19 protein-coding genes are annotated in these 19,588 nt (G+C 55.8%); 6 read left to right on the plus strand and 13 right to left on the minus strand.

Annotated elements, in window-relative coordinates:
• Positions 1-17: 17 nt before the first annotated feature.
• Both F3J37_RS03085 and ghrA read right to left on the minus strand, forming a co-directional pair.
• Positions 18-755 carry a phosphatase gene (locus F3J37_RS03085; protein WP_034821944.1) on the minus strand — a complete coding sequence of 246 codons (738 nt, stop codon included), beginning with the start codon at positions 753-755 and terminating at the stop codon, positions 18-20.
• 24 nt (positions 756-779) lie between these two features.
• Positions 780-1,718, minus strand: a complete 939-nt coding sequence (gene ghrA / locus F3J37_RS03090; RefSeq protein WP_166931765.1) for a glyoxylate/hydroxypyruvate reductase GhrA — start codon at positions 1,716-1,718, stop codon at positions 780-782.
• A 207-nt stretch (positions 1,719-1,925) separates the two neighbouring features.
• Here ghrA and treA point away from each other — a divergent pair, with 207 nt between their 5' ends.
• Both treA and F3J37_RS03100 read left to right on the plus strand, forming a co-directional pair.
• Complete coding sequence (treA, locus tag F3J37_RS03095) at positions 1,926-3,605, plus strand: alpha,alpha-trehalase TreA (RefSeq protein WP_166931767.1); 1,680 nt, start codon at positions 1,926-1,928, stop codon at positions 3,603-3,605.
• 399 nt (positions 3,606-4,004) lie between these two features.
• On the plus strand, positions 4,005-6,101 hold the full coding sequence (locus tag F3J37_RS03100; RefSeq protein WP_160868208.1) for a TonB-dependent siderophore receptor: 2,097 nt from the start codon (positions 4,005-4,007) through the stop codon (positions 6,099-6,101).
• A gap of 59 nt (positions 6,102-6,160) precedes the next feature.
• Here F3J37_RS03100 and F3J37_RS03105 read toward each other — a convergent pair whose 3' ends face one another.
• Positions 6,161-6,409: a GlsB/YeaQ/YmgE family stress response membrane protein gene (locus tag F3J37_RS03105; RefSeq protein WP_160868209.1), complete on the minus strand. Its 249-nt coding sequence runs from the start codon at positions 6,407-6,409 to the stop codon at positions 6,161-6,163.
• A gap of 186 nt (positions 6,410-6,595) precedes the next feature.
• Between F3J37_RS03105 and F3J37_RS03110 the strand changes: the two genes are divergently transcribed.
• Positions 6,596-7,330, plus strand: coding sequence for a flagellar brake protein (locus tag F3J37_RS03110; protein WP_058959680.1), 735 nt, complete (start codon positions 6,596-6,598; stop codon positions 7,328-7,330).
• 122 nt (positions 7,331-7,452) lie between these two features.
• Here the strand turns inward: F3J37_RS03110 and F3J37_RS03115 are convergent, their stop codons facing one another.
• The 7 genes from F3J37_RS03115 to F3J37_RS03145 form a co-directional block, all read right to left on the minus strand.
• Complete coding sequence (locus tag F3J37_RS03115) at positions 7,453-8,943, minus strand: FGGY family carbohydrate kinase (protein WP_166931770.1); 1,491 nt, start codon at positions 8,941-8,943, stop codon at positions 7,453-7,455.
• Positions 8,944-8,945: 2 nt separating this feature from the next.
• Positions 8,946-9,890: a transketolase family protein gene (locus F3J37_RS03120; RefSeq protein WP_097119205.1), complete on the minus strand. Its 945-nt coding sequence runs from the start codon at positions 9,888-9,890 to the stop codon at positions 8,946-8,948.
• On the minus strand, positions 9,883-10,713 hold the full coding sequence (locus F3J37_RS03125) for a transketolase (RefSeq protein WP_034821964.1): 831 nt from the start codon (positions 10,711-10,713) through the stop codon (positions 9,883-9,885). Before F3J37_RS03125 ends, F3J37_RS03120 begins: the two co-directional genes overlap by 8 nt.
• A 198-nt stretch (positions 10,714-10,911) precedes the next feature.
• Positions 10,912-12,012 carry an ABC transporter permease gene (locus F3J37_RS03130; protein ID WP_034821966.1) on the minus strand — a complete coding sequence of 367 codons (1,101 nt, stop codon included), beginning with the start codon at positions 12,010-12,012 and terminating at the stop codon, positions 10,912-10,914.
• Positions 12,013-12,014: 2 nt separating this feature from the next.
• Positions 12,015-13,529 (minus strand): sugar ABC transporter ATP-binding protein, encoded by a 1,515-nt coding sequence (locus tag F3J37_RS03135; protein WP_097119204.1) that lies wholly within the window; start codon positions 13,527-13,529, stop codon positions 12,015-12,017.
• Entirely contained in the window at positions 13,529-14,140 is a 612-nt protein-coding gene (locus F3J37_RS03140; RefSeq protein WP_166931772.1) for a DUF2291 family protein, read from the minus strand. The genes F3J37_RS03135 and F3J37_RS03140 overlap by 1 nt, the downstream gene beginning before the upstream one ends.
• A gap of 13 nt (positions 14,141-14,153) precedes the next feature.
• On the minus strand, positions 14,154-15,095 hold the full coding sequence (locus F3J37_RS03145) for a D-ribose ABC transporter substrate-binding protein (RefSeq protein ID WP_166931775.1): 942 nt from the start codon (positions 15,093-15,095) through the stop codon (positions 14,154-14,156).
• Positions 15,096-15,278: 183 nt separating this feature from the next.
• Between F3J37_RS03145 and F3J37_RS03150 the strand changes: the two genes are divergently transcribed.
• On the plus strand, positions 15,279-16,226 hold the full coding sequence (locus F3J37_RS03150; protein ID WP_097119202.1) for a sugar-binding transcriptional regulator: 948 nt from the start codon (positions 15,279-15,281) through the stop codon (positions 16,224-16,226).
• Positions 16,227-16,285: 59 nt separating this feature from the next.
• On the opposite strand, the gene emtA is transcribed toward F3J37_RS03150, so the two are convergent.
• A complete protein-coding gene (gene emtA / locus F3J37_RS03155; protein ID WP_075564066.1) occupies positions 16,286-16,915 on the minus strand; it encodes a membrane-bound lytic murein transglycosylase EmtA in 630 nt (209 codons plus the stop codon).
• A 163-nt stretch (positions 16,916-17,078) separates the two neighbouring features.
• On the opposite strand from emtA, the gene ldcA reads away from it, so the two are divergent.
• Positions 17,079-18,002, plus strand: a complete 924-nt coding sequence (ldcA, locus tag F3J37_RS03160) for a muramoyltetrapeptide carboxypeptidase (RefSeq protein WP_045833039.1) — start codon at positions 17,079-17,081, stop codon at positions 18,000-18,002.
• A 23-nt stretch (positions 18,003-18,025) separates the two neighbouring features.
• Positions 18,026-18,688 (plus strand): MBL fold metallo-hydrolase, encoded by a 663-nt coding sequence (locus tag F3J37_RS03165; RefSeq protein ID WP_160868213.1) that lies wholly within the window; start codon positions 18,026-18,028, stop codon positions 18,686-18,688.
• Here the strand turns inward: F3J37_RS03165 and F3J37_RS03170 are convergent, their stop codons facing one another.
• Together F3J37_RS03170 and F3J37_RS03175 are read right to left on the minus strand one after the other, a co-directional pair.
• Positions 18,689-19,102 carry a GNAT family N-acetyltransferase gene (locus tag F3J37_RS03170; RefSeq protein WP_038647520.1) on the minus strand — a complete coding sequence of 138 codons (414 nt, stop codon included), beginning with the start codon at positions 19,100-19,102 and terminating at the stop codon, positions 18,689-18,691.
• Between the two features lie 22 nt (positions 19,103-19,124).
• On the minus strand, positions 19,125-19,508 hold the full coding sequence (locus tag F3J37_RS03175) for a hypothetical protein (protein ID WP_034821987.1): 384 nt from the start codon (positions 19,506-19,508) through the stop codon (positions 19,125-19,127).
• Between the last annotated feature and the right edge of the window lie 80 nt (positions 19,509-19,588).

The following is a 19,588-nucleotide window of genomic DNA, read 5'->3' on the forward strand; positions in this document are numbered from 1 at the left end:
TTCCTTGAGGCTAAAAGTTAAAAGTCCGCAAATTCAGCAATGTGCTTACCGGTTCGCTGTTCGAGGAAGTCGAGCAGGCGGCGCGGCGTGACATTTAACACGCGATCCTCGGGAAAATCCACTTCGCGTGTGATGCGGATGCAGTGTTCGAAATGACCAAGGGTAAAGGCGGTGTGAGAGTCTGAACCGAACGCCAGACGCCCGCCGGCATCACGCACTGCTTCAGCGATGGCGCGGCAGTTGGGTTCACTGCCCGGACGCGAATGGGTAAAGGAGGAGTTATTGATCTCCAGCGCCACATCATAATGCGCGGCCGCTTCGGCAATGGCGCGGATATCCACCGGGAATTTCGGGTTGCCAGGATGCGAAATAATGTGCACCAGCCCACCGGCCATCGCGGCAATCATCGCTTCCGTGTGATGCGCTTTATCACGCGGTGCATACACCGGCTCATGGAAACCGGCCACGATCAGATCCAGTGCATCCAGCATCGGACCGCTGCAGTCAATTTCACCCTGCTGATTTTTGATGTTGGCTTCAATACCACGCAAAACGCCTACGCCATCAATCACGCGTGGCCAGATACGCATATTAACGAAGTGCCAGTAGTGCGGCGCATCCGCCATATCCGGGCCGTGATCGGTGATGGCAAACAGCTTCAGGCCATTCTGCTTCGCCTGCACCACATAGTCATGCAGTGTGCTGTATGCGTGGGTACTGGCAACGGTGTGCATATGCAAATCGACGGGATACATCCTCTTCTCCTGACTCAATGTGAATTAATAACCGCGCTGGCGATCAACTAAACCACCCGGCTGATCCCCTTGCTCCAGAGCAAGTATGGCACCGGCAATGAAATCCATCGCCTCGCCGGGCAACGTGATAGCCGCAGTATGTGGCGTCAATGTGACATGTGGATGAGACCAGAGCGGGTGATCCGCCGGCAGTGGCTCGGTCTGGAACACATCCAGCGCCGCGCCCGCCAGTTGCCCGCTGTTCAATGCGGCCAGCAGATCGGCTTCCACCACATGCGCGCCACGCGCCAGATTGAGGAAAAAGGCACCCTGTGGTAACACGCGCAGAAACTTTTCATCGATCAGGTTGGTGGTTTCCGGCGTGGTGGGCAACAGATCGATCAGCACCTGAGTGCCATCCAGAAACGCATCCAGCTGATCGCGACCGTGGAAGGTTTGCACGCCCTCAATCTGCTTAGCCGAGCGGCTCCAGCAGCGCAGCGGGAAACCCCACTGACGTAAACTTTCCAGCACGCTACTGCCCAGTACGCCCGCACCGAGCACGCCGATGGTGAAGTTGGCGCGATCCGCTGTGTCGAGTGGCTGCCAGTTTGCCTGTTGCTGCTGCTGACGATAGTCGGCAAAACGGCGGAACCAGCCCAGCACGCACCAGTTGGCGTATTCCTGCATCTGTCGCGCCATGCCGGTATCTTCGAGACGGAACAGCGGCACCTCATCGGCTAACATTTCCGGATGGGCACGCAGTTGCTTAAGAATTTCGTCCACGCCCGCGCCCATGGCAAACACACCTTTCAATGGACGACCAGCCAGCATCTCGGTGGGTGGCGAACGCACGATGGCATAATCCGCCGGATCCGTGTCGCCTGGCTGCCAGTAGCGCACGTTGGCTTGCGGTAAACGCTGACGTAGTCCCGCTAGCCAGCGATCGGGGGCTTGCGACGGGTGATACCAGATGATCTCCATACAGCTCTCCTTTTTTTCCTTCAGCCTCAGGCAAATAGCGCTTCAGGGCAAGCAAAAACCTTAAGGTTAATGCAATTTCTTGCGTGATTAATTCCCGCGGCTTCACATTTCCATGGCCTGAGGCGGCTAAGCGGCACGTTAGCGACTAAAGTTGTTCGGGTGGTCAATGTGTTAGCGCACCACCTTTTCGGACAAGGAGAAAAACCGATGATAAAAAATGTCAAATTCACCCCCGCGCCACTGACGTTCTTACTGAGCGCGGCGCTGCTGGCCAGCGCCTCTGTTGCGCAGGCGGAAGATACCAGCCGAATGCTAAGCAGCCAGCCACAGCCGCCCGATATCCGCCTGGGGCCTCTGTTTAATGCGGTACAGCAGGCAAAATTTTATCCGGATCAGAAAACCTTTGCCGATGCGGTTCCGAAGTATAATCCTTCCTCGATACTGGCGGACTGGCAGATGCAAAAGAGCCAGCGCAACTTCGACCTCAAGCATTTTGTTGACGCCAACTTCACACTGCCCAAAGAGCAGGACAAATATGTGCCGCCTGCCGGACAAAGCCTGCGTGAGCATATCAATGGACTGTGGCCGGTGCTGACACGATCGACACCGACCGCCAGCCAGTATGATTCCCTGTTGCCGCTGCCGAAACCCTATGTGGTCCCCGGCGGCCGCTTCCGCGAAGTCTATTACTGGGACAGCTACTTCACCATGCTGGGCCTCGCCGAAAGCGGGCACTGGGATCGCGTGCAAGATATGGTGGATAACTTCGCCACCGAACTGGATAAATACGGCCACATCCCGAACGGCAACCGCAGTTATTACCTCAGCCGCTCGCAGCCACCGTTCTTTAGCCTGATGGTGGATCTGCTGGCGACGCATAAAGGTGATGATGTCTATCGCCAGTATTTGCCGCAGTTGCAGAAAGAGTACGACTACTGGATGGCGGACAGCGATAAGGTCGCTGCCGGTCAGGCCAGCAAGCGTGTGATCAAACTTGGCGACGGTACTCTGCTTAACCGCTACTGGGATGACCGCGATGCGCCGCGCACCGAATCCTGGCTCGACGATGTGAACACCGCCAACAAAGCGCCGGATCGCAATAAACAGCAGGTGTATCGCGATCTGCGTGCCGGTGCGGCTTCTGGTTGGGATTTCAGCTCTCGCTGGTTTACCGATGCCCACAATCTGGCCTCGATCCGCACCACCCAGCTGGCACCGGTCGATCTCAATAGCCTGATGTTCCATCTGGAGCAGGTGTTGTCCAAAGCCTCGAAACTGGCGAATCAGGATGACAAAGCCAAACAGTTCGCGGCAGATGCTGAGAAACGCCAGGCAGCGATTAATCGTTATCTGTGGGATGAGAAGCAAGGCTGGTACGCCGACTACGACTGGCAGAAAAAACACATTCATCCGCAGCTGACCGCCGCTACTTTGTTCCCACTCTATATGCAGGTGGCGAGTGAAAAACAGGCGGACCGCACTGCCAAAGCGGTGGAGAAACAGCTGTTGAAACCGGGAGGTTTGGTGACCACCACCGTGAACAATGGTCAGCAATGGGATGCACCAAATGGCTGGGCGCCGCTGCAATGGGTGGCGGTGGAAGGACTGGAACATTACAAGCAACCCAAGCTGGCGCAGGAAATTGGTCAGCGCTTCCTGCAAAACGTGCAGGCCACTTACGACAAAGAGCACAAGCTGGTTGAGAAGTATGTGGTGGAAGGCGCGCAACTGGGCGGCGGTGGTGGCGGTGAATATCCGTTGCAGGACGGTTTCGGCTGGACCAACGGCGTGACGCTCAAACTACTGGATAAATACTGCCCGAAAGATCACACCTGTAATAACGCGAGCGATATCCCGAATATGCCCGCGCTGAGTGCGGGTAAATAACCCTCTCCCTCTACTTTAAAACCGCTGCTACTGCTTTGTTTGTCAAACGGTAGCAGCGCAATCGGTTCGCGCTGTCAAAGCTAAGGTGCTGAATGCCATCATCTCAGGCATACGATGCCACCACTGAACACAGCGAAGTCATCACCTCAGGTTTACACACCATCGCGCACCGCGACAGATGGTATGACTGCATCATGAAACCTTTTCTCACATAAAGCCGCGCTCGCTACGCTACCCCTCCTGTTTATTTCCTCACAATCTCTTTCACTCACATTAACAACTTGAAACACACCCCACTAAAAGATAATAATTCTCACTCTTAATTTTAATCGTATTCTCAATTTTCGGCATTGCCGATTGAGTGCTGCTTTTGTTCTGCTTCCCGTTAAAGGATTTCCGATGACGCTTTTTACCCTTAATCGTACCCGCGTGCTCTGCGCACTGGCTCTGGCCCTTCCCGCCGCAACCTTCGCGGAAGAATCCATCGTGGTCACCGCGCAACCGCAAGAGAGCGCCAACTCACCGACGCAAGGCTATCTCGCCACCCGCAGCAGCGGCGGCAGTAAAACCGATCAGCCGCTGATCACCACGCCGCAGTCCATCTCAGTGGTGACACGTCAGCAGATGGAAGATCAGGGTGCGCAGGATCTCAATCAGGTACTGAACTACACGCCGGGCGTATTCACCAACTTCGGCGGGGCCGCCACTCGCTATGACACCATTGCGCTGCGTGGTTTCCATGGCGGCGATGTCGACAACACCTTCCTGGATGGCTTGCGCATCATGAGTGATGGCGGCAGCTTCAACATCTTGCAGGTAGATAACTGGTTCCTCGATCGCGTTGATGTGATCAAAGGCCCCTCCTCCGCACTTTACGGCCAGACCGTACCAGGCGGATTAGTCAATCAGGTGAGCAAGCGGCCGCAGTTTGCTGAAGAGGGCCATTTCCGCCTGTCGACCGGCACCAACGCCACCAACAGCGCCGCCTTTGACTACACCAATGCGATTAACGATCAGTGGGCCTTCCGTCTCACCGGCATCACGCGTAACAGCGATACGCAGTACGATCACACCCGTGAAGAAAAATATGCGATTTCGCCACAGCTGCTGTGGCAACCCAGCGAAGACACCAGTCTGGTGCTGCGTGCCTATCTGCAAAAAGATCCATCCGGCGGTTATCACGGTTCCGTGCCCGCTGAAGGCACGCTTTATAGCCATAATGGCCGCAAGCTGAGTGATGGATTCTATGAGGGCGACAGCGCGCTGGATCAGTTCAAGCGCCACGAGCAGATCTACAGCTACGACTTCTCGCACCGCTTCAATGAAGTGTGGTCTGTATACTCCACCGCCAGCTATAGCCACGCCAATGTCGATCTCGATCAGGTGTATCAGATTGGCTGGGATGCCGCTAACCCGGACCTGCTGACCCGCTACTACTCCGGTGAACGTTCCTCGCTCAGCGCATGGGCCAACGATAACCGTCTGCAGGCCGATTTTGCCACCGGCGCGCTGCAGCATCGGGTGATCCTCGGTGCCGAATACCACCGTTATAAGAATGATTTGAGTAAAGCCAGTGGCTATGCGAGTTCATTAAACCCCTGGACGGGCGAAGCGGTCGGCAGCATGCCGGATTACAGCTGGACCGAACAAACGCGTCGCTATTATCAGACCGGACTCTACTTGCAGGATGAAATGCAGCTCGACCGCTGGCATCTGGATCTCTCTGGTCGTTACGATCGCATCGTCTCCAATAATGGCACCAGCCGTCGCCAGGATGACCACGTCAGCGGCCGTGCTGCGCTGCTGTATGCGTTCGACAGCGGAATTTCACCTTACGTCAGCTGGAGCCAGGCGATTACCCCGGCTTCTTTGACCGACCCAGACGGCAATCAGCTGAAGCCAACCACTTCCGAGCAGTATGAAGCCGGTGTGAAATACCAGCCGGTGGGCACACGTGATATGTACTCCATCGCGCTGTACGATTTGACGCAAAACGATGTGGCGAACCGTAACGTGGTGGACAGCACCTACAGTCCTTCCGGTAAAGTGCATTCGCAGGGCATTGAGCTGGAAGCCCGCAACCAGCTAACGCCGCGACTCAGCACCATCGCCGGTTACACGCTGAACCATCTGCGTTTCAAAGATTCCGTTGACGGGAATGATGGCCATACGCCTTACGTCACGCCGAACAGCATGGCGTCATTCTGGGGTCACTATCAGTTTGATTACGGCTTGAGCGCCGGTGCGGGTGTGCGTTATATCGGTAAACAGTGGGCTGATAATGAAAACACCACACGTTTGCCGTCAGTGACGTTGTTGGATGCATCAGTCCGTGCCGACCTGAGTGCGTGGAATTCACAGTTGAAAGGGGCATGGCTGCAGATCAATGCCAATAACCTGACCGACAAAAAGTATCTCGCCGCCTGTTATGGCACCGGGTATTGCTATCGCGGCGCAGAGCGAACCATTACCGCCACCGTGGGCTACGACTTCTAACTGCCAAAAAAAATCCGCATCCCGGTGGGATGCGGATTTCATTAAATCAGGGGGTACTGCTAGGTGCGCACTTTACGGTAGATCCACAGCACCACGATGGCACCAATCACCGCCACCACGAAGCTGCCAAAGTTGAAACCGTCAACTTTACCGAAGCCAAACAGGGTACTGATCCAGCCGCCAACCACCGCGCCGACGATCCCTAAAACCACAGTGATGATGAATCCACCGCCATCTTTACCTGGCATGATCCATTTAGCGATGATCCCGGCAATCAAACCAAAAATAATCCATGAAATGATACCCATTTACTGCTCCTTACGTTATGAATCAAGGTGTTCACTGCGATTAGTATAGTCGGATATTTTTAATCTGCTTGATGAACATCACAGTAGATAGAGAGTTAGCAGGCTAAAGCTTTTTGCCACCCTGTCGATAATAATGCGATAGCCGTGTCACCCGTGATAATAACAATCGGATAAGTGGAGCAGGATGTGAAAGAAGCCGATAACGAACAATATCTCAAACGAGGCACCCTTGCTGTTTTAAACGTAATGAAGGATTTGTTGCGTTTCCAGACCCCTTTAATGGTGAGTTTTTCGCGCGGTCAATTTATCAGTCGCATGCTGGATGCCGATGAGGATCGCGTGATCTTCGATCTCGGCAGCAATGCACTGGACAACGATTTAGCGCTGCAGGGCGGCGAAGTGAATATCGCGGCAGAAACGCAGGGGGCAAAAGTCGAGTTTGGCTTGATCAAACTGGAGCGCACCGAGTTCGAAGGCTTACCGGCTTTCACTGCCCCACTGCCTGAACTGCTGTGGCAGATCCAGCGTCGTGAGTTTTTCCGTGTTTCCGCCCCAATGGAGCCAGTGTTTTACTGCCATACGCAGTGGCCGGATGGCAGTAAGGCGCGTTTTCGTTTGCAGGATCTCTCTCTCGGCGGTGCAGGTGTCTTGCTGGACGAAAGCTTGCCAGAGGGTCTGAACCGCGGTGACACCTTTAAAAATCTGCGCGTGGAGTTGGGCGAATACGGTCATTTTGAGGTCACGGCACAGCTGCTAAATATTGGCGAGCGCAGCACCGTCACCAGCAAGAATGAAACCCGCACAACCCCTCGTCTCAGCTTCCGCTTTACCGCCATTGAGCCGGTGCAGGAACGCCAGCTACAGCAGGTGATCTTTGCCCTGGAGCGTCTGGCGCGCGACAAAGCGAATCGCTTCCAGTAATTGGGTAACATGCGGGGACCAGAGCGAACCCCGCAGAATTCTCTACGACATGATTTATCACGCCTGGGCAAGCGCGGTGTGACTCGCCCTCGCGCGATACGTTGTCTTTGAGACGATAAAGATTAATGGTGCGGTTGATAACGACAACGCGCCACCGCTTCCAGCCAGCCGCGATAATTCTCCTGCATAATGGTCGCGCGATCGCTGCGCGGCTCAATCACGCTGCCCCCCTGCAACGCCTGCATATCACTGCCCTGCTGCCACCAGCCTAATGAACGCCCCGCCAGCAGCGCGGCACCCAGGGCGGAGACTTCAGCGGTAGGGGCACGTTTCAGCGGCCGCTGCAACACGTCTGCCTGTAACTGCATCAGCCAACTGTTTTCGGTTGCCGAGCCATCCACACAGAGCGCGGGTAACTGCACACCACTGGCCTGCTCCATAGCGAAGAACACATCGGCAATCTGGAAGGTGATTGATTCCAGCGCCACGCGCGCCAGCACCTCTGGCGTGGCGGCATCGGTAAGGCCACATACCATGCCGCGCGCCTTCAAATCCCACCAGGGCGCGCCCAGGCCTGACAATGCAGGCACGAAATAGATGCCCTGATTATGCTCGCTGCGTTGCGCCATCGCCGTCAGTTCACGCGGATCGCTGATGCCCAGCATGCGTCCCAGCCAGGCCGCGCCTGAACCGGTATGGGTGATGTTACCTTCAAAGGCAAATCGCAGCGTGCCATCGTGCCACGCCACCGTGGTGCTGAGGCCGTTTTCGGTCAGCAAGGGGGTGGCCATTGACATCATCAGCGATGAACCGGTGCCGTAAGTGGCTTTCACCACCTCTTCACCCGCACTACGTTGTGCCAGCAGTGCCGCATGGGAATCGCCAATGCGCGACAAAATGGGCGTACCCGCTTTCAGTCCGGCGATGTCCTGTACCGTGACAACACCCTGCGCACTGGCGGAGGGCACAATATGTGGCAGCGCCGCGCGCGGGATATGGAATAACGCCAGCAGTTCGTCATCCCAGTCGCCGCTGTGCAAATTGTAGAGTTGGGTGCGGGCCGCATTAGCGTGATCGGTAATAAAACTTTCGCCGCCGCTAAGTTGCCAGCTGAGCCAGCTATCAACAGTGCCAATGCAGAGTTCACCGGCTTGTGCACGCGCCAGTCCATCTGGAATCGTCGCCAGCATCCCGGTGAGTTTGCCTGCGGGAAACATGGGATCGACCGCCAGGCCCGTTAAGCCGGTGATGCGTGGCGCTTTACCCGCCATGCGTAAATCGCGACAAAAGGCTTCCGAGCGACGATCCTGCCAGCTCACCAGCGGCGTCAGCGGTTGCCCGTCGCGGCGCTGCCAGATCAGCACCGACTCGCGCTGGTTGCTGATCGCGACGGCGGCCACCTCTGCCCCGCCGCACTGCGCCAGACAGCTTTCAATCGCCTGTTTCACCGCCTGCCAGATCGCCAGCGGATGCTGCTCGGCCAATCCCGGCTGGGGATGGGCTAGCGTCAGAGGCTGGCTGCCGCGCGCCACCACGTTGCCTGCGCGGTCCACCGCTATGGCTTTCGCGTTAGTGGTACCCTCATCAATTGCCAGTATTAATGGACCCGCCATGTTTACGCTCCTGCACACATGCGCACTGCACTCTTCACCACGCTGGCGGCGTCAATACCATGATGCGCGCGCGTGGAGGCACGATCGCCAGCAATCGCGTATTGACCATCGGGGATGCCCAGACGTAACAGCGGAATTCCGCAGCCGCCTTCAGCCAGCACTTCGGCCACCAGACTGCCGACGCCGCCGTTAACATTGTGCTCCTCTACGGTGATCACCGCCGGATAATGCTTTAACAGCTCTTGCAGCCGTTGGGTATCGCAGGGACGAATTGATGGAATGGCGATCACACCTGCGCTGATTCCCTGTTCCTGTAATTGCTCGGCCGCACTCACCGCCTCATGCACGGTGGAACCCATCGCCACCAGCACGATGTCGTTGCCTTCACGCAACACGTCGATTTGGCCCGGACGGAACTGGTAGTTTTCATCGTGCAGCTGAGGCAGGTCCTTGCCATCCAGACGGATGTAAACCGGCCCCACATGCGCAAGGGCATAATCGATGATCTGGCGGCACTCCAGCGGGCAGGATGGCGCGTAAATCTCGATATTGCCGAAGCCACGCATCACCGCAATATCATCAATGCTGTGGTGGGTGCTGGCCAGCGGGCCGTAACTGGCACCGGCATTCAGGCCAAACAGTTTGACGTTGGTATTGTTGTAACAGACGTCCACTTTTACCTGCTCGTTGGCGCGCGAAATCAGGAACGGAGCTGCATTACAGGTCACCGCCACTTTTCCACCGATTGCCAGACCGGCCGCCGTGCCCACCAGGGTTTGTTCCGCAATGCCAACGTTCACCAACCGATCGGGAAACGCCTTAATGAAAGGCGATATTTTTGCCGTTGAGGTGGAATCTGCCACCACCGGCACCAAATCCACACCGCGATTTACCGCGTCAATAAAGGCTTCCACCATCACCGTGGCCAGGTGTTTTGCATTACTCATCTTTTAATTCCTCCAGTGCCAGTTCGATCTCTTCCCCTTTCGGCACACGGTGATGCCACTCTGGTTTGCCCTGAATAAAGGAGATGCCAAAGCCTTTCTCGGTATGCGCCACAATCACCTGCGGTTTGCCGTTACGTGGCAGGTTTTCAATGGTTTCCACCACGGAAGCCATGTCATTACCGTTGCATTCAGTGACTTCCAGACCGAAGGCTCGCCATTTATCCGGCAGCGGATCGGTGTTCATAATGTCGCGCGTGTGCCCTGCCAGCTGCAGTTTGTTCTTGTCGTTGATGATCACCAGGTTATCGAGGTTGTAGTGCGCCGCCACCAGCGCGGCCTCCCAGTTACTGCCCTCGGCCAGTTCACCGTCGCCTGTGACCACAAAGATGCGGCGGTCGCTGTTGTCTTTTTTCGCCGCCAGCGCAATACCCACCGCCACCGGTAAGCCGTGGCCCAATGCACCGGTGTTGAGTTCCACGCCCGGCGTTTTCTGCCGCACCGGATGGCCCGGCAAATGTGAATCCGAATGCTGATAAGTGGGCAGCCATTCGGTTGGGAAGTAACCCGCCTCCGCCAGCACACAGTAATAGCCGCCGACCGCATGCCCTTTCGACTGGATGTAAATGTCACGCTGGGGATCGTTAGTGCGATCCGGTGCGCAATTCAGGATGCGGAAATAGAGCGCCGTCAGGATTTCGACCTGAGAGAGATCGGCACCGGTATGTCCACCCGCCGGACTACCGGCATTGAGCTGGATGATGCGGCGACGCACAGCGCGCGCTTTCGCTGCCAGGTCCGCCACCGAATATTTGAAAGGATTCATAGACACCTCTGCATTTTAAAGCGTTATTGAATATATATTCACAGCAGGTAAAAAAATTTACCCGGATTTTTCCCCTGAATAAGCTGAGTTGCGGGAAGGCGGCCAGCTCGTCAATCCCCCAGGAGCTTACTCAGGTCAGTGACTGGGATGAGCAAGCGCAACCGACGCACCTGCGGCTCGGCTTATGACGGGTAACAATTAACCTTTGGCCTCACCTTCCTGAATCAATGCCTTCTGCGCCACCACGGCGGCCTTTTGCTGCATGCGGCTTTGCATTTGATCGATGATCACTGCCACGATAATCACGATGCCTTTGATCACCATTTGCCAGAACTCGCTGACGCCCATCATGATCAAACCATCCGCGAGGAAACCGATGACAAATGCCCCTACCAGCGTGCCGAGAATGGTGCCGCGCCCGCCAGCCAATGAAGTACCGCCCAGCACGACCGCCGCAATCGCATTCATCTCGAATGAGGTGCCGTTCGCCGGATGGCTGGCCACCAGCTGCGAGGAGACCACAATGCCGGCAATCGCCGCACAGAAACCTGAAATGGTGTAAACCCAGATTTTCACCGACTTCACTTTGACGCCCGAGAGTTCCGCTGCACGCTCGTTATCACCAATCGCATACACCTGACGGCCAAACGGCAGGCGACGTGCTACATAGGCAATCACCAGCGCCAGCACCACCATCATCCAGATCGCCCACGGTAAGCCGAGAAAATACCCCGCACCGATTTTGTCGAAACCGGTGTTACCTAGCAGCGGATTGCCCTGCAAGCCGGGGAAGGTTTCGCCGCCGGAGGTCAGCATCGCCGCCCCGCGCAGGATGTACATGGTGCCCAGCGTGCAGATAAACGGGGCCACGTTGTATTTGGTGATGATCCAGCCATTCACCGCGCCAATCAGTCCACCCACCACTAACACCACGGGCACAATCACCCAAACGCTGGGAAAGATGGCGATGCCAAACATCGGCAACACAATGCCTTTGGTAATCAACCAGCCGGCAATCATGCCGCACAGGCCCAGCGTGGCACCGATGGAGAGATCAATACCCGCAGTGATAATCACAAAGGTGATGCCGAGCGCCAGAAACGCATTGATGGCGATGTGTTTGACCATGATCACCATGCTACCCACGGCGAGGAAATCCGGCACGGTGATGGCAAAGAAGCCGACGATGAGGAACAACGCGATAAAGGTGCGCAGTTTTAACAGCAGCAGAATCATGCCTTCACGCGAGTTGAAAACCTTACCTGGCGAAGCGAGCGCCATTGCGCCATTGTTTTTCATGCTCAGAACCCCTGTGCACTTGCTTTAACCAGCGCCGCCTCTTCCGCTTCCGCGCGCGGCAGGTCAGCTGTCAACTTGCCGCCAGACATCACAAGAATGCGATCGGCGACGGCCATAATTTCTTTTAAATCGGAGGTGGAGAACACCACGGCAATGCCCTGCTCTGACAGTTTCACCATCATGCGAAACACTTCCGCTTTGGCACCCACATCAATGCCCCGGCTCGGCTCATCCAGCAGCAGTAAACGTGGATTGGTGAGCAATGAACGGCCAATCACCACTTTCTGCTGGTTGCCGCCACTCAGCGCACTGATCGCCACGTCGGGTGACGATATTTTGATGGCCAGATTGCCTACTGTACTGTTTACCGCTTCGCGTTCAGCTTGTTCGGCGATCACGGTGCGATGCGATAAACGTCGCCACAGGCTGGCAATGGTGAGATTGCTGGCCACAGAGGAGACCGGGAAAATACCGGCCCGTTTGCGATCTTCCGGCACCAGGCTCATGCCCATACGAATACGTTCGGCCGTTGGCAAGCGTGTGGGCAACGGTTTGCTGTCCAGCCACAGTTTGCCGAGATAGTTGCGCTGGCTGCCGAGCAGGCACTCAAACAACTCGGTGCGCCCCGCGCCCATCAGGCCATAAATGCCGACGATCTCCCCGGCGCGCACATTGAAACTGACATCGTCCACCAGCGTATTGCCATGGGCACTGACACAGGTGATGTGCTCGGCTTCCAGCACCGCCGCCCCGAACTGACGATTAGGCGGCAGAAAGTTACTCACCGGTTCGCTGCCGAGCATTTCACGCACGATCCACGGCACATCGATGTCGCTGACCTTCGCTTCCGCCTGAAAGCGACCGTCGCGCAGGATGGTAATCACATCGCCAATCGCCATCAGCTCTTCCAGCCGATGCGAGATATAAATGATGGAAACCCCCTGCCGCGTCAGTTCGCGGATCACGCGGAACAGGATCTCCACTTCGGTTTTGCTCAACGCCGAGGTCGGCTCATCCAGAATTAAGATGTCGGCGTTTTCTGCCAGCGCTTTGGCAATTTCCACCAACTGCTGCTGACCCACTTTCAGGTTGCCGACCATCTCGTCCGGTGAAATTGGCTGGTCGAGACGTTGCAATAACGCAGCCGTGCGTCGCTTCTGTTCAGCTTCGTTAATCGGGCTGATGCCGCGCTGGATTTCCCGTCCCAGAAAGATGTTCTCCGCCACGCTGAGGTTTTCGAACAGGTTGAGTTCCTGATGCACCATGCCGATACCGTGGCGGGCGGCGTCTCGCGTACTGCTCAACACCACTTTTTCGCCGTTAAGGAACATTTCGCCGCTGGTGGGCTGCTGCACCCCGGCGAGGATCTTCATCAGCGTGGATTTACCTGCCCCATTTTCACCGATGATGACGTTCACTTTGCCGCGCCACACGCGATAATCGACACGGTCCAGCGCCAGGGTGCCCGGAAACAACATCGACATCTGTTTGGCCTGCAGGATGATTTCATCGCTCATCATGGATTCCCTTGCTGCAACTGAATCGCCACCACGTCATTCACCTGATTCGGCTCCATACTGACGGCTAACAGCGCCTGCACCGGTTTGCCGACCCAACTGGCATCCACCGGCGGTAGTTGCTGAACGGCATGACGATTCAACGCTTTAGTCAGCTGTGCGTATTGCACCTGATTGGTGAACTCTTCAAAGCGATAGCCCGCCGCATCACGAATTGCATTACTGCGCAGTACCGGCCCAATCAACACCTTGACCGGTTTGCCATTGATGGTGACAGTCAGGCTGCGTTCGCGTTCGTTGCTGTTATCAAAGTCGGTGACGGTTCCTCCGGCACGCACAAACACGCTTTCGCTGCCCCCGGCCTTGACGGTATGACTTTTGGTTTCCATATCCGCCCAGCTCAGCGCCTGCTTCTCAGCCGGTTGCTGCACCCGGCTGGCCCAGCTCGATTCGGCGATCTGCTGTGGCGTCTGATTGCTGTAGCCGGGTTTGGCATTCGGATCTTTCGGCATGATGGGATTGCCGTTTGCATCGAGATCCACCACGGTGCAGGCGGTCAATATCAGCGATAAGAGCCCAACCATCAGCCCGGTTGCTGCTTTTCCCTTCATGCCGACCTCCGTCTTATTTCGCCAGGTTGAAGTTTTTCAGCTTCGCGGCGTTACTGTTATCGATCAGCACGCAATCCATAAGCTGCTTCTCTTCTTTTTGCGCTTTGCCGTTTTTCAGGTAGTAATCCACCTGCTCAACCGCCATTTGTGCCTGATCCCAGCCTGGCTGCAGCACCGTGGCTTTGATGTTGCCTTTATTGATGATGGAATCGCGCGTGTAATCGCTGCCGTCAAAGCCCACCACAATTACGTTGGTTTTACCGGCGGCTTTCAGCGCGGCTTCTGCCCCCAGCGCCATGGTGTCATTCCCGGAAATCACCCCGACAATGTTGGGATTTTTCTGCAGAATGGTTTCCATGCGGCTAAAGGCTTCGGTCTGGCTCCAGTTGGCACTCTGCTGCGCCACCATCTTCATATCGGGATAGTCATCCAGCACGTCGTGATAGCCCTGTGAGCGCACGCCCGCGTTGGTATCCGACTCTTTGCCCAGCAGCTCAACGTAGTCGCCTTTGCCGTTCAGCAACTTAGCGAACTTCTCTGCGCCCAACTGCGCGCCCTGATAGTTGTTAGAGACAATCTGCGCCACGGCGACGCCGGTTTTGTTGATCTCACGGTCAATCAGGAAGGTGGGGATTCCAGCATCTTTGGCTTTTTGCACCGGGCCGACGGTGGCGTCAGCACCGGCGTTATCCAGAATGATCGCTTTGGCTTTACGCGCGATGGCGGTTTCGATCAGCTGGTTTTGCTTATTCACGTCATCATCGTGCGAGGCCACCAGCGTGGTGTAACCGAGCGCTTTGGCCTTCTCTTGCGCGCCATCCGCTTCGGCTTTAAAGAACGGGTTATCGTGAGAAGGCGTGATAATTGCTATCAAACCTTTCTCTGCCGCCAGCGTTGCCGCTGAGGCCAACATCAGTGAAGCCAGTAGGGTCATTTTGAGGACAGAAGCTTTCATTGATTTTTCTCCGCTTGAATATATATTCAATTGCGATTTTATATGCATAATGACTATGCGCTGGCTTGCTGAACTCGTCCATCGCGCGATCCTGAAAAAGCGAAAACGATCACAAAATGTTCTGCGTTGTTATTTATGACAGCCTGATTAACAATACCAGGCAGGTTAAGAGAGAGAAAAACCATGGCAAAACAGGACGAACAGCGGCTGATGGTAAAAATCGCCACGCTTTATTATGTGGAAGGCATGAAGCAGTCCGATATTGCGCAACTGCTGAAGCTGTCGCAATCCTTTGTGTCACGCATCCTCAATCGCAGCGTGAAAGAAGGCGTAGTGAAAATCAGCGTGGTGCCACCCGCCAATGTCTATCCCGAACTGGAGAAGGCGATTGAGCAGCAGTATCAGCTACCACAGGTGATTGTGGTCGATGTGCCGGATCAGGCTTCCGCGCTGCAAATTAAACAGGCGATTGGCTCAGCAGCGGCGCACTATCTGGAAACCCGCCTGCGCGCCGATGAACTGATCGGCATTTCATCATGGAGTGGCACCATTCGCGCGATGGTGGACGCGTTGCATCCGCTGAGTGCGCCCTGCAAAGGCGTGATCCAGCTGCTTGGTGGGGTGGGTGCGAACGGCAACGTGCAGGCCACCATCCTGACGCAGAATCTTGCGGCGCTACTGGATTGTCCGGCCTGGTTGCTGCCGTCGCAGTCGATTGAGCATTCAGTGCAGGATCGTCAACGCTTATCAGTAAACCCAGACGTGGCCGTGGTGCTGGAAAAGTTTGATCAAGTGGATCTGGCGATTGTCGGCATTGGCGATCTTGAGCCCTCCGCGCTGCTACGCAATTCCGGCAACTACTATGACGGCGAGATGCTGCGCACGCTGGCCGAGCGCGGTGCGGTGGGCGATATCTGTTTGCATTATTTTGATACTGACGGAAAACCGGTGTTGAACGCCGAGGAAGATCCGGTGATTGGCATGGAGCTGGCGCAGGTTAAACAGTGTGCGCAAGTGGTGGCACTGGCGGGCGGCAAAGAGAAAGCCCAGGCGATTCGCGGAGCGTTGCGCGGTGGATATGTGAAAGTGCTGATTGTGGATTATCCCACCGCACGATTGCTGATGGAATGACCGATTTAACAGGTTGCTTTAAGGCGCGGCCCTGACGAGCCGCGCTTCGCAAAGCCGACTTATCCGATGGTTCGGTAGGCCGTTGTGACCTTCCACAAATAACGTGGTGCCTGTGCCGCCGGATGTTTATCCTGCACATGCTGATAGAATTCGTCCGGCGTCATCGAGTTGATCATCGCAATCGCCCGATCGCGATTCCGTGAGAAGGTGCGCAGCAACGCACCAGCACCGTTGGCGTAAGAAACGATGGTGGCATAACGCAGCGTGAGTGGATTTCGAATACCGGCCAACTCAGAATCCTGCAGCAGCTTGAGATATGCCGCACCGATATCGATATTTCTCGCTGGATCGCGCAATTCCGAAGACGTCGGCTGACCGTGACGTCCCTGAGTGCGATACACCGCACGCCCCGCCGTTGAGGCTTTAATCTGCATCAACCCTACCGCGTTTGAACGGCTGGTAACGGTGGGATTGCCCCCGGATTCGACACTAATAATGGCGCTGATTAACTTCTCATCAACGCCATAATGACTGGCGGCATCTTCGGTAAACATTGACCATGCATCATTCACTTTCGACGGTGGTGCCTGGGTTAATGGCGTATTTTTCTCTGGCACGACCGTTTTTTCTGGCTCACTGGCACAGCCCGCGAGCAACAGCGCAGATAGCATAAGTAGTCGAATTTTCACTGATTTTTGGTTCCGCAATAGAGTTGGCGCAAGCTATCATACCTGGCGCAGCGCAATGCAAAATTACCGTTTATCCTAAATACGTAAAAAACCTTGTGCTGCCGTGACATCGGTAACGGATTTCGCCATCATCGGCAGGCCACTTTAAATCAGGATGAACGCTATGCTTTCCCCCCGATCTATTCGTCTGATCGCCCCCTCCGGCTATTGCCATAATCAGGATGCGGCCCAACGTGCAGTGAGTCGTTTACAGGCTCAGGGACATCAGTTGGACAACTTATCAGCGATTACACGCCGCTTCCAGCGTTTTGCGGGCGAAGACGGGGAACGGTTGAATGATGTGAACCAGCTGGCAACACTGAGCACGCTGCCCGATATTGTGCTGGCGGTGCGCGGTGGGTACGGTGCCTCGCGTTTGCTGGATCAGATTGATTATGTCGGTCTGCAGCGCCGGCTGCTCAATCAACCTATCGCGCTTTGTGGACACAGTGATTTTACCGCGATTCAACTGGCGTTACTGGCGCAAACCGGGCTGGTGACCTTCAGCGGCCCGATGCTGGCCGGCAACTTCGGCGCAGAGGCATTATCCGAATTTACCCTGTCACACTTTTGGCAGGCGCTCTCTTCTCCTACAGTCAATATAGGCTGGCAGACCCACAGCCCGGATGCGGGACGCTGGCAAGGGACCTTGTGGGGTGGCAATCTGGCGATGATCTGCTCCCTGATCGGCACACCCTGGATGCCACAAATTGAAAACGGCATTTTGGTGATCGAGGATGTGAATGAGCATCCTTTCCGCATAGAGCGTATGCTGATTCAACTGCAACAGAGCGGCATTCTGGCGCGCCAGCGGGCGATCATCACCGGCAGTTTCACCAGCACGTCACTGTCGGCTTATGACAATGGTTTCGATTTTGCCAGCGTATGGCAACGCATCCGCGATGAATATCAGCTACCGGTGATCAGCGAACTGGCGTTTGGCCACGATGCCGACACCGTCACGCTGCCGCTGGGTGCCAGCGCCACCTTACAGCTTGAACAGGGCGAAGCGCAGCTTGCCTTCACCGGCCACCCGACATTGCGCTAACGTTTTGCCGCAGGAGACCGACATTGAAGCCACTGTACGAAGATTTGTGGATCTCCACCCCGGAATTTCCCGCCGAAGAGACGGCGCAAGATTTAATGATGCATGGCTTTATGCTGCGCCATCCGCGCGGCAATCTGGTCATCGGCCGTGTCGAGCATCCGCTCGATCATGAGTTTCTCAATGATGCGGGCGGGGTGATTCGCCACTACCTCACCCACTGGCATGAAGCCGCGCCCGGCGCCGTGGCGATCCAGCAGCGTTTTAACAGTGCGCTCTACTGTCACAGCCGTTCACTGGGGCCGGTCAGTCTGATTGTCGAACCTGATGAGACCTTCATTCAACAGGAAAGCCACTTTGGTGATTTCCATCTGCTGCCCACACCCGGCCACACACCCGGCAGCTGCAGTTACCTTTATCACTCCCCGCTGGGCCAGACCTATCTGTTTGTTGGCGATACCTTAACCTGTGACTACAACCGCTGGATCAGCGTGTTGGTACCGGAGAGTAATCCGCTGGAGTTACAGCAATCACTGGAGCTGTACCGCGAGCTGCGCCCGGATGTCGTGCTGATGAGTACCACGCGTGGTCACTTATCATGGGCCAAAGTTGATTTGCAGAGTTGGCTGGCGGCGATTGATGAGGCAGAGCAATCGCCGCTGGATTTACGCCAGCAGCCACTGATCTAGCTACAGCGATTTACTGAGGTAATGACGCTGATGCAGACGCGGATAATTATCGAGGCTAAAGCGTAAGGTGTAGCCCATCTTTTCATAGAACGGGCGCGCCTGGAAACTGGCCGTATCAACCTGCGCATAAAGGCAACCACGGGCGCGGGCTTCTGTTTCGGCGGCCTGAATCAACTGTGTACCAGCGCCCTGCCCACGTAACGCATCGCCGACCCATAGCAGGTCGATGCGCAGCCAGTTACCAAAGGTGGAACCGGTCAACCCGGCCAGCTTGCGGCCAGAAGCATCCTTAATGAAGACGCCAATCGCCTGCATCTCACTGGGATCGATAAAGCGGCTGTTATATTCGGTGAGGCCGAGACGAACATCATCCAGATCCTCTGCGGTAACGGTGTCGGTTACGCTTAATTGCATCGTCTTCTCCTTTGACAGGCAACTATGAATTGGGGCGCTGGCTATCGTCGTAACGTTCCAGCGAAAGAATTTCCGCATCGCGTTTTTCGGTGCGATTGCAGGGGATGAGTTTATCGCTATCGGCATAGACAAAGAACGTATCGTCATTGTTTTTGTTCACAATCAGCTGATCGCCATTACGAAAACGCGTGATCGCCACTTTATCCCCGCCTTGCAAACGCGTGCGCTGTTGCCCTGCTGCAATTTGAAAATGACGTGTTGGCCACATCAGCGTACTTAAACCGTATTCCGCACGCGATACCGTCATGGTCGGGCGCCCCGGACAGGTAATTTGAAATTCGGTTTCGCTCCAGGCCGGCGCGATATGGCACGCCATTAAGCCAACGGCAATAGCTATCGCCTTCATTGGATCTCCGCTGAGGTTAGATGATGATTTCGTTGGGTTTTATGCAGAGAAGCCTAACACAGAAAAAAGTGAGAAGACGA

Source organism: Candidatus Pantoea communis, assembly GCF_011752685.1.
Lineage (GTDB): Bacteria > Pseudomonadota > Gammaproteobacteria > Enterobacterales > Enterobacteriaceae > Pantoea > Pantoea communis.

Coding starts and splice junctions, on each gene's coding strand:
- ghrA (WP_166931765.1), bottom strand. CDS start 1,718: ATGGAGATCATCTGGTATCACCCGTCGCAAGCCCCCGATCGCTGGCTA.
- F3J37_RS03130 (WP_034821966.1), bottom strand. CDS start 12,012: ATGAAAAACAATGGCGCAATGGCGCTCGCTTCGCCAGGTAAGGTTTTC.
- F3J37_RS03170 (WP_038647520.1), bottom strand. CDS start 19,102: ATGCAATTAAGCGTAACCGACACCGTTACCGCAGAGGATCTGGATGAT.
- F3J37_RS03140 (WP_166931772.1), bottom strand. CDS start 14,140: ATGAAGGGAAAAGCAGCAACCGGGCTGATGGTTGGGCTCTTATCGCTG.
- F3J37_RS03105 (WP_160868209.1), bottom strand. CDS start 6,409: ATGGGTATCATTTCATGGATTATTTTTGGTTTGATTGCCGGGATCATC.
- F3J37_RS03175 (WP_034821987.1), bottom strand. CDS start 19,508: ATGAAGGCGATAGCTATTGCCGTTGGCTTAATGGCGTGCCATATCGCG.
- F3J37_RS03150 (WP_097119202.1), top strand. CDS start 15,279: ATGGCAAAACAGGACGAACAGCGGCTGATGGTAAAAATCGCCACGCTT.
- F3J37_RS03115 (WP_166931770.1), bottom strand. CDS start 8,943: ATGGCGGGTCCATTAATACTGGCAATTGATGAGGGTACCACTAACGCG.
- F3J37_RS03100 (WP_160868208.1), top strand. CDS start 4,005: ATGACGCTTTTTACCCTTAATCGTACCCGCGTGCTCTGCGCACTGGCT.
- treA (WP_166931767.1), top strand. CDS start 1,926: ATGATAAAAAATGTCAAATTCACCCCCGCGCCACTGACGTTCTTACTG.
- F3J37_RS03145 (WP_166931775.1), bottom strand. CDS start 15,095: ATGAAAGCTTCTGTCCTCAAAATGACCCTACTGGCTTCACTGATGTTG.
- F3J37_RS03135 (WP_097119204.1), bottom strand. CDS start 13,529: ATGAGCGATGAAATCATCCTGCAGGCCAAACAGATGTCGATGTTGTTT.
- F3J37_RS03120 (WP_097119205.1), bottom strand. CDS start 9,890: ATGAGTAATGCAAAACACCTGGCCACGGTGATGGTGGAAGCCTTTATT.
- F3J37_RS03125 (WP_034821964.1), bottom strand. CDS start 10,713: ATGAATCCTTTCAAATATTCGGTGGCGGACCTGGCAGCGAAAGCGCGC.
- ldcA (WP_045833039.1), top strand. CDS start 17,079: ATGCTTTCCCCCCGATCTATTCGTCTGATCGCCCCCTCCGGCTATTGC.
- F3J37_RS03085 (WP_034821944.1), bottom strand. CDS start 755: ATGTATCCCGTCGATTTGCATATGCACACCGTTGCCAGTACCCACGCA.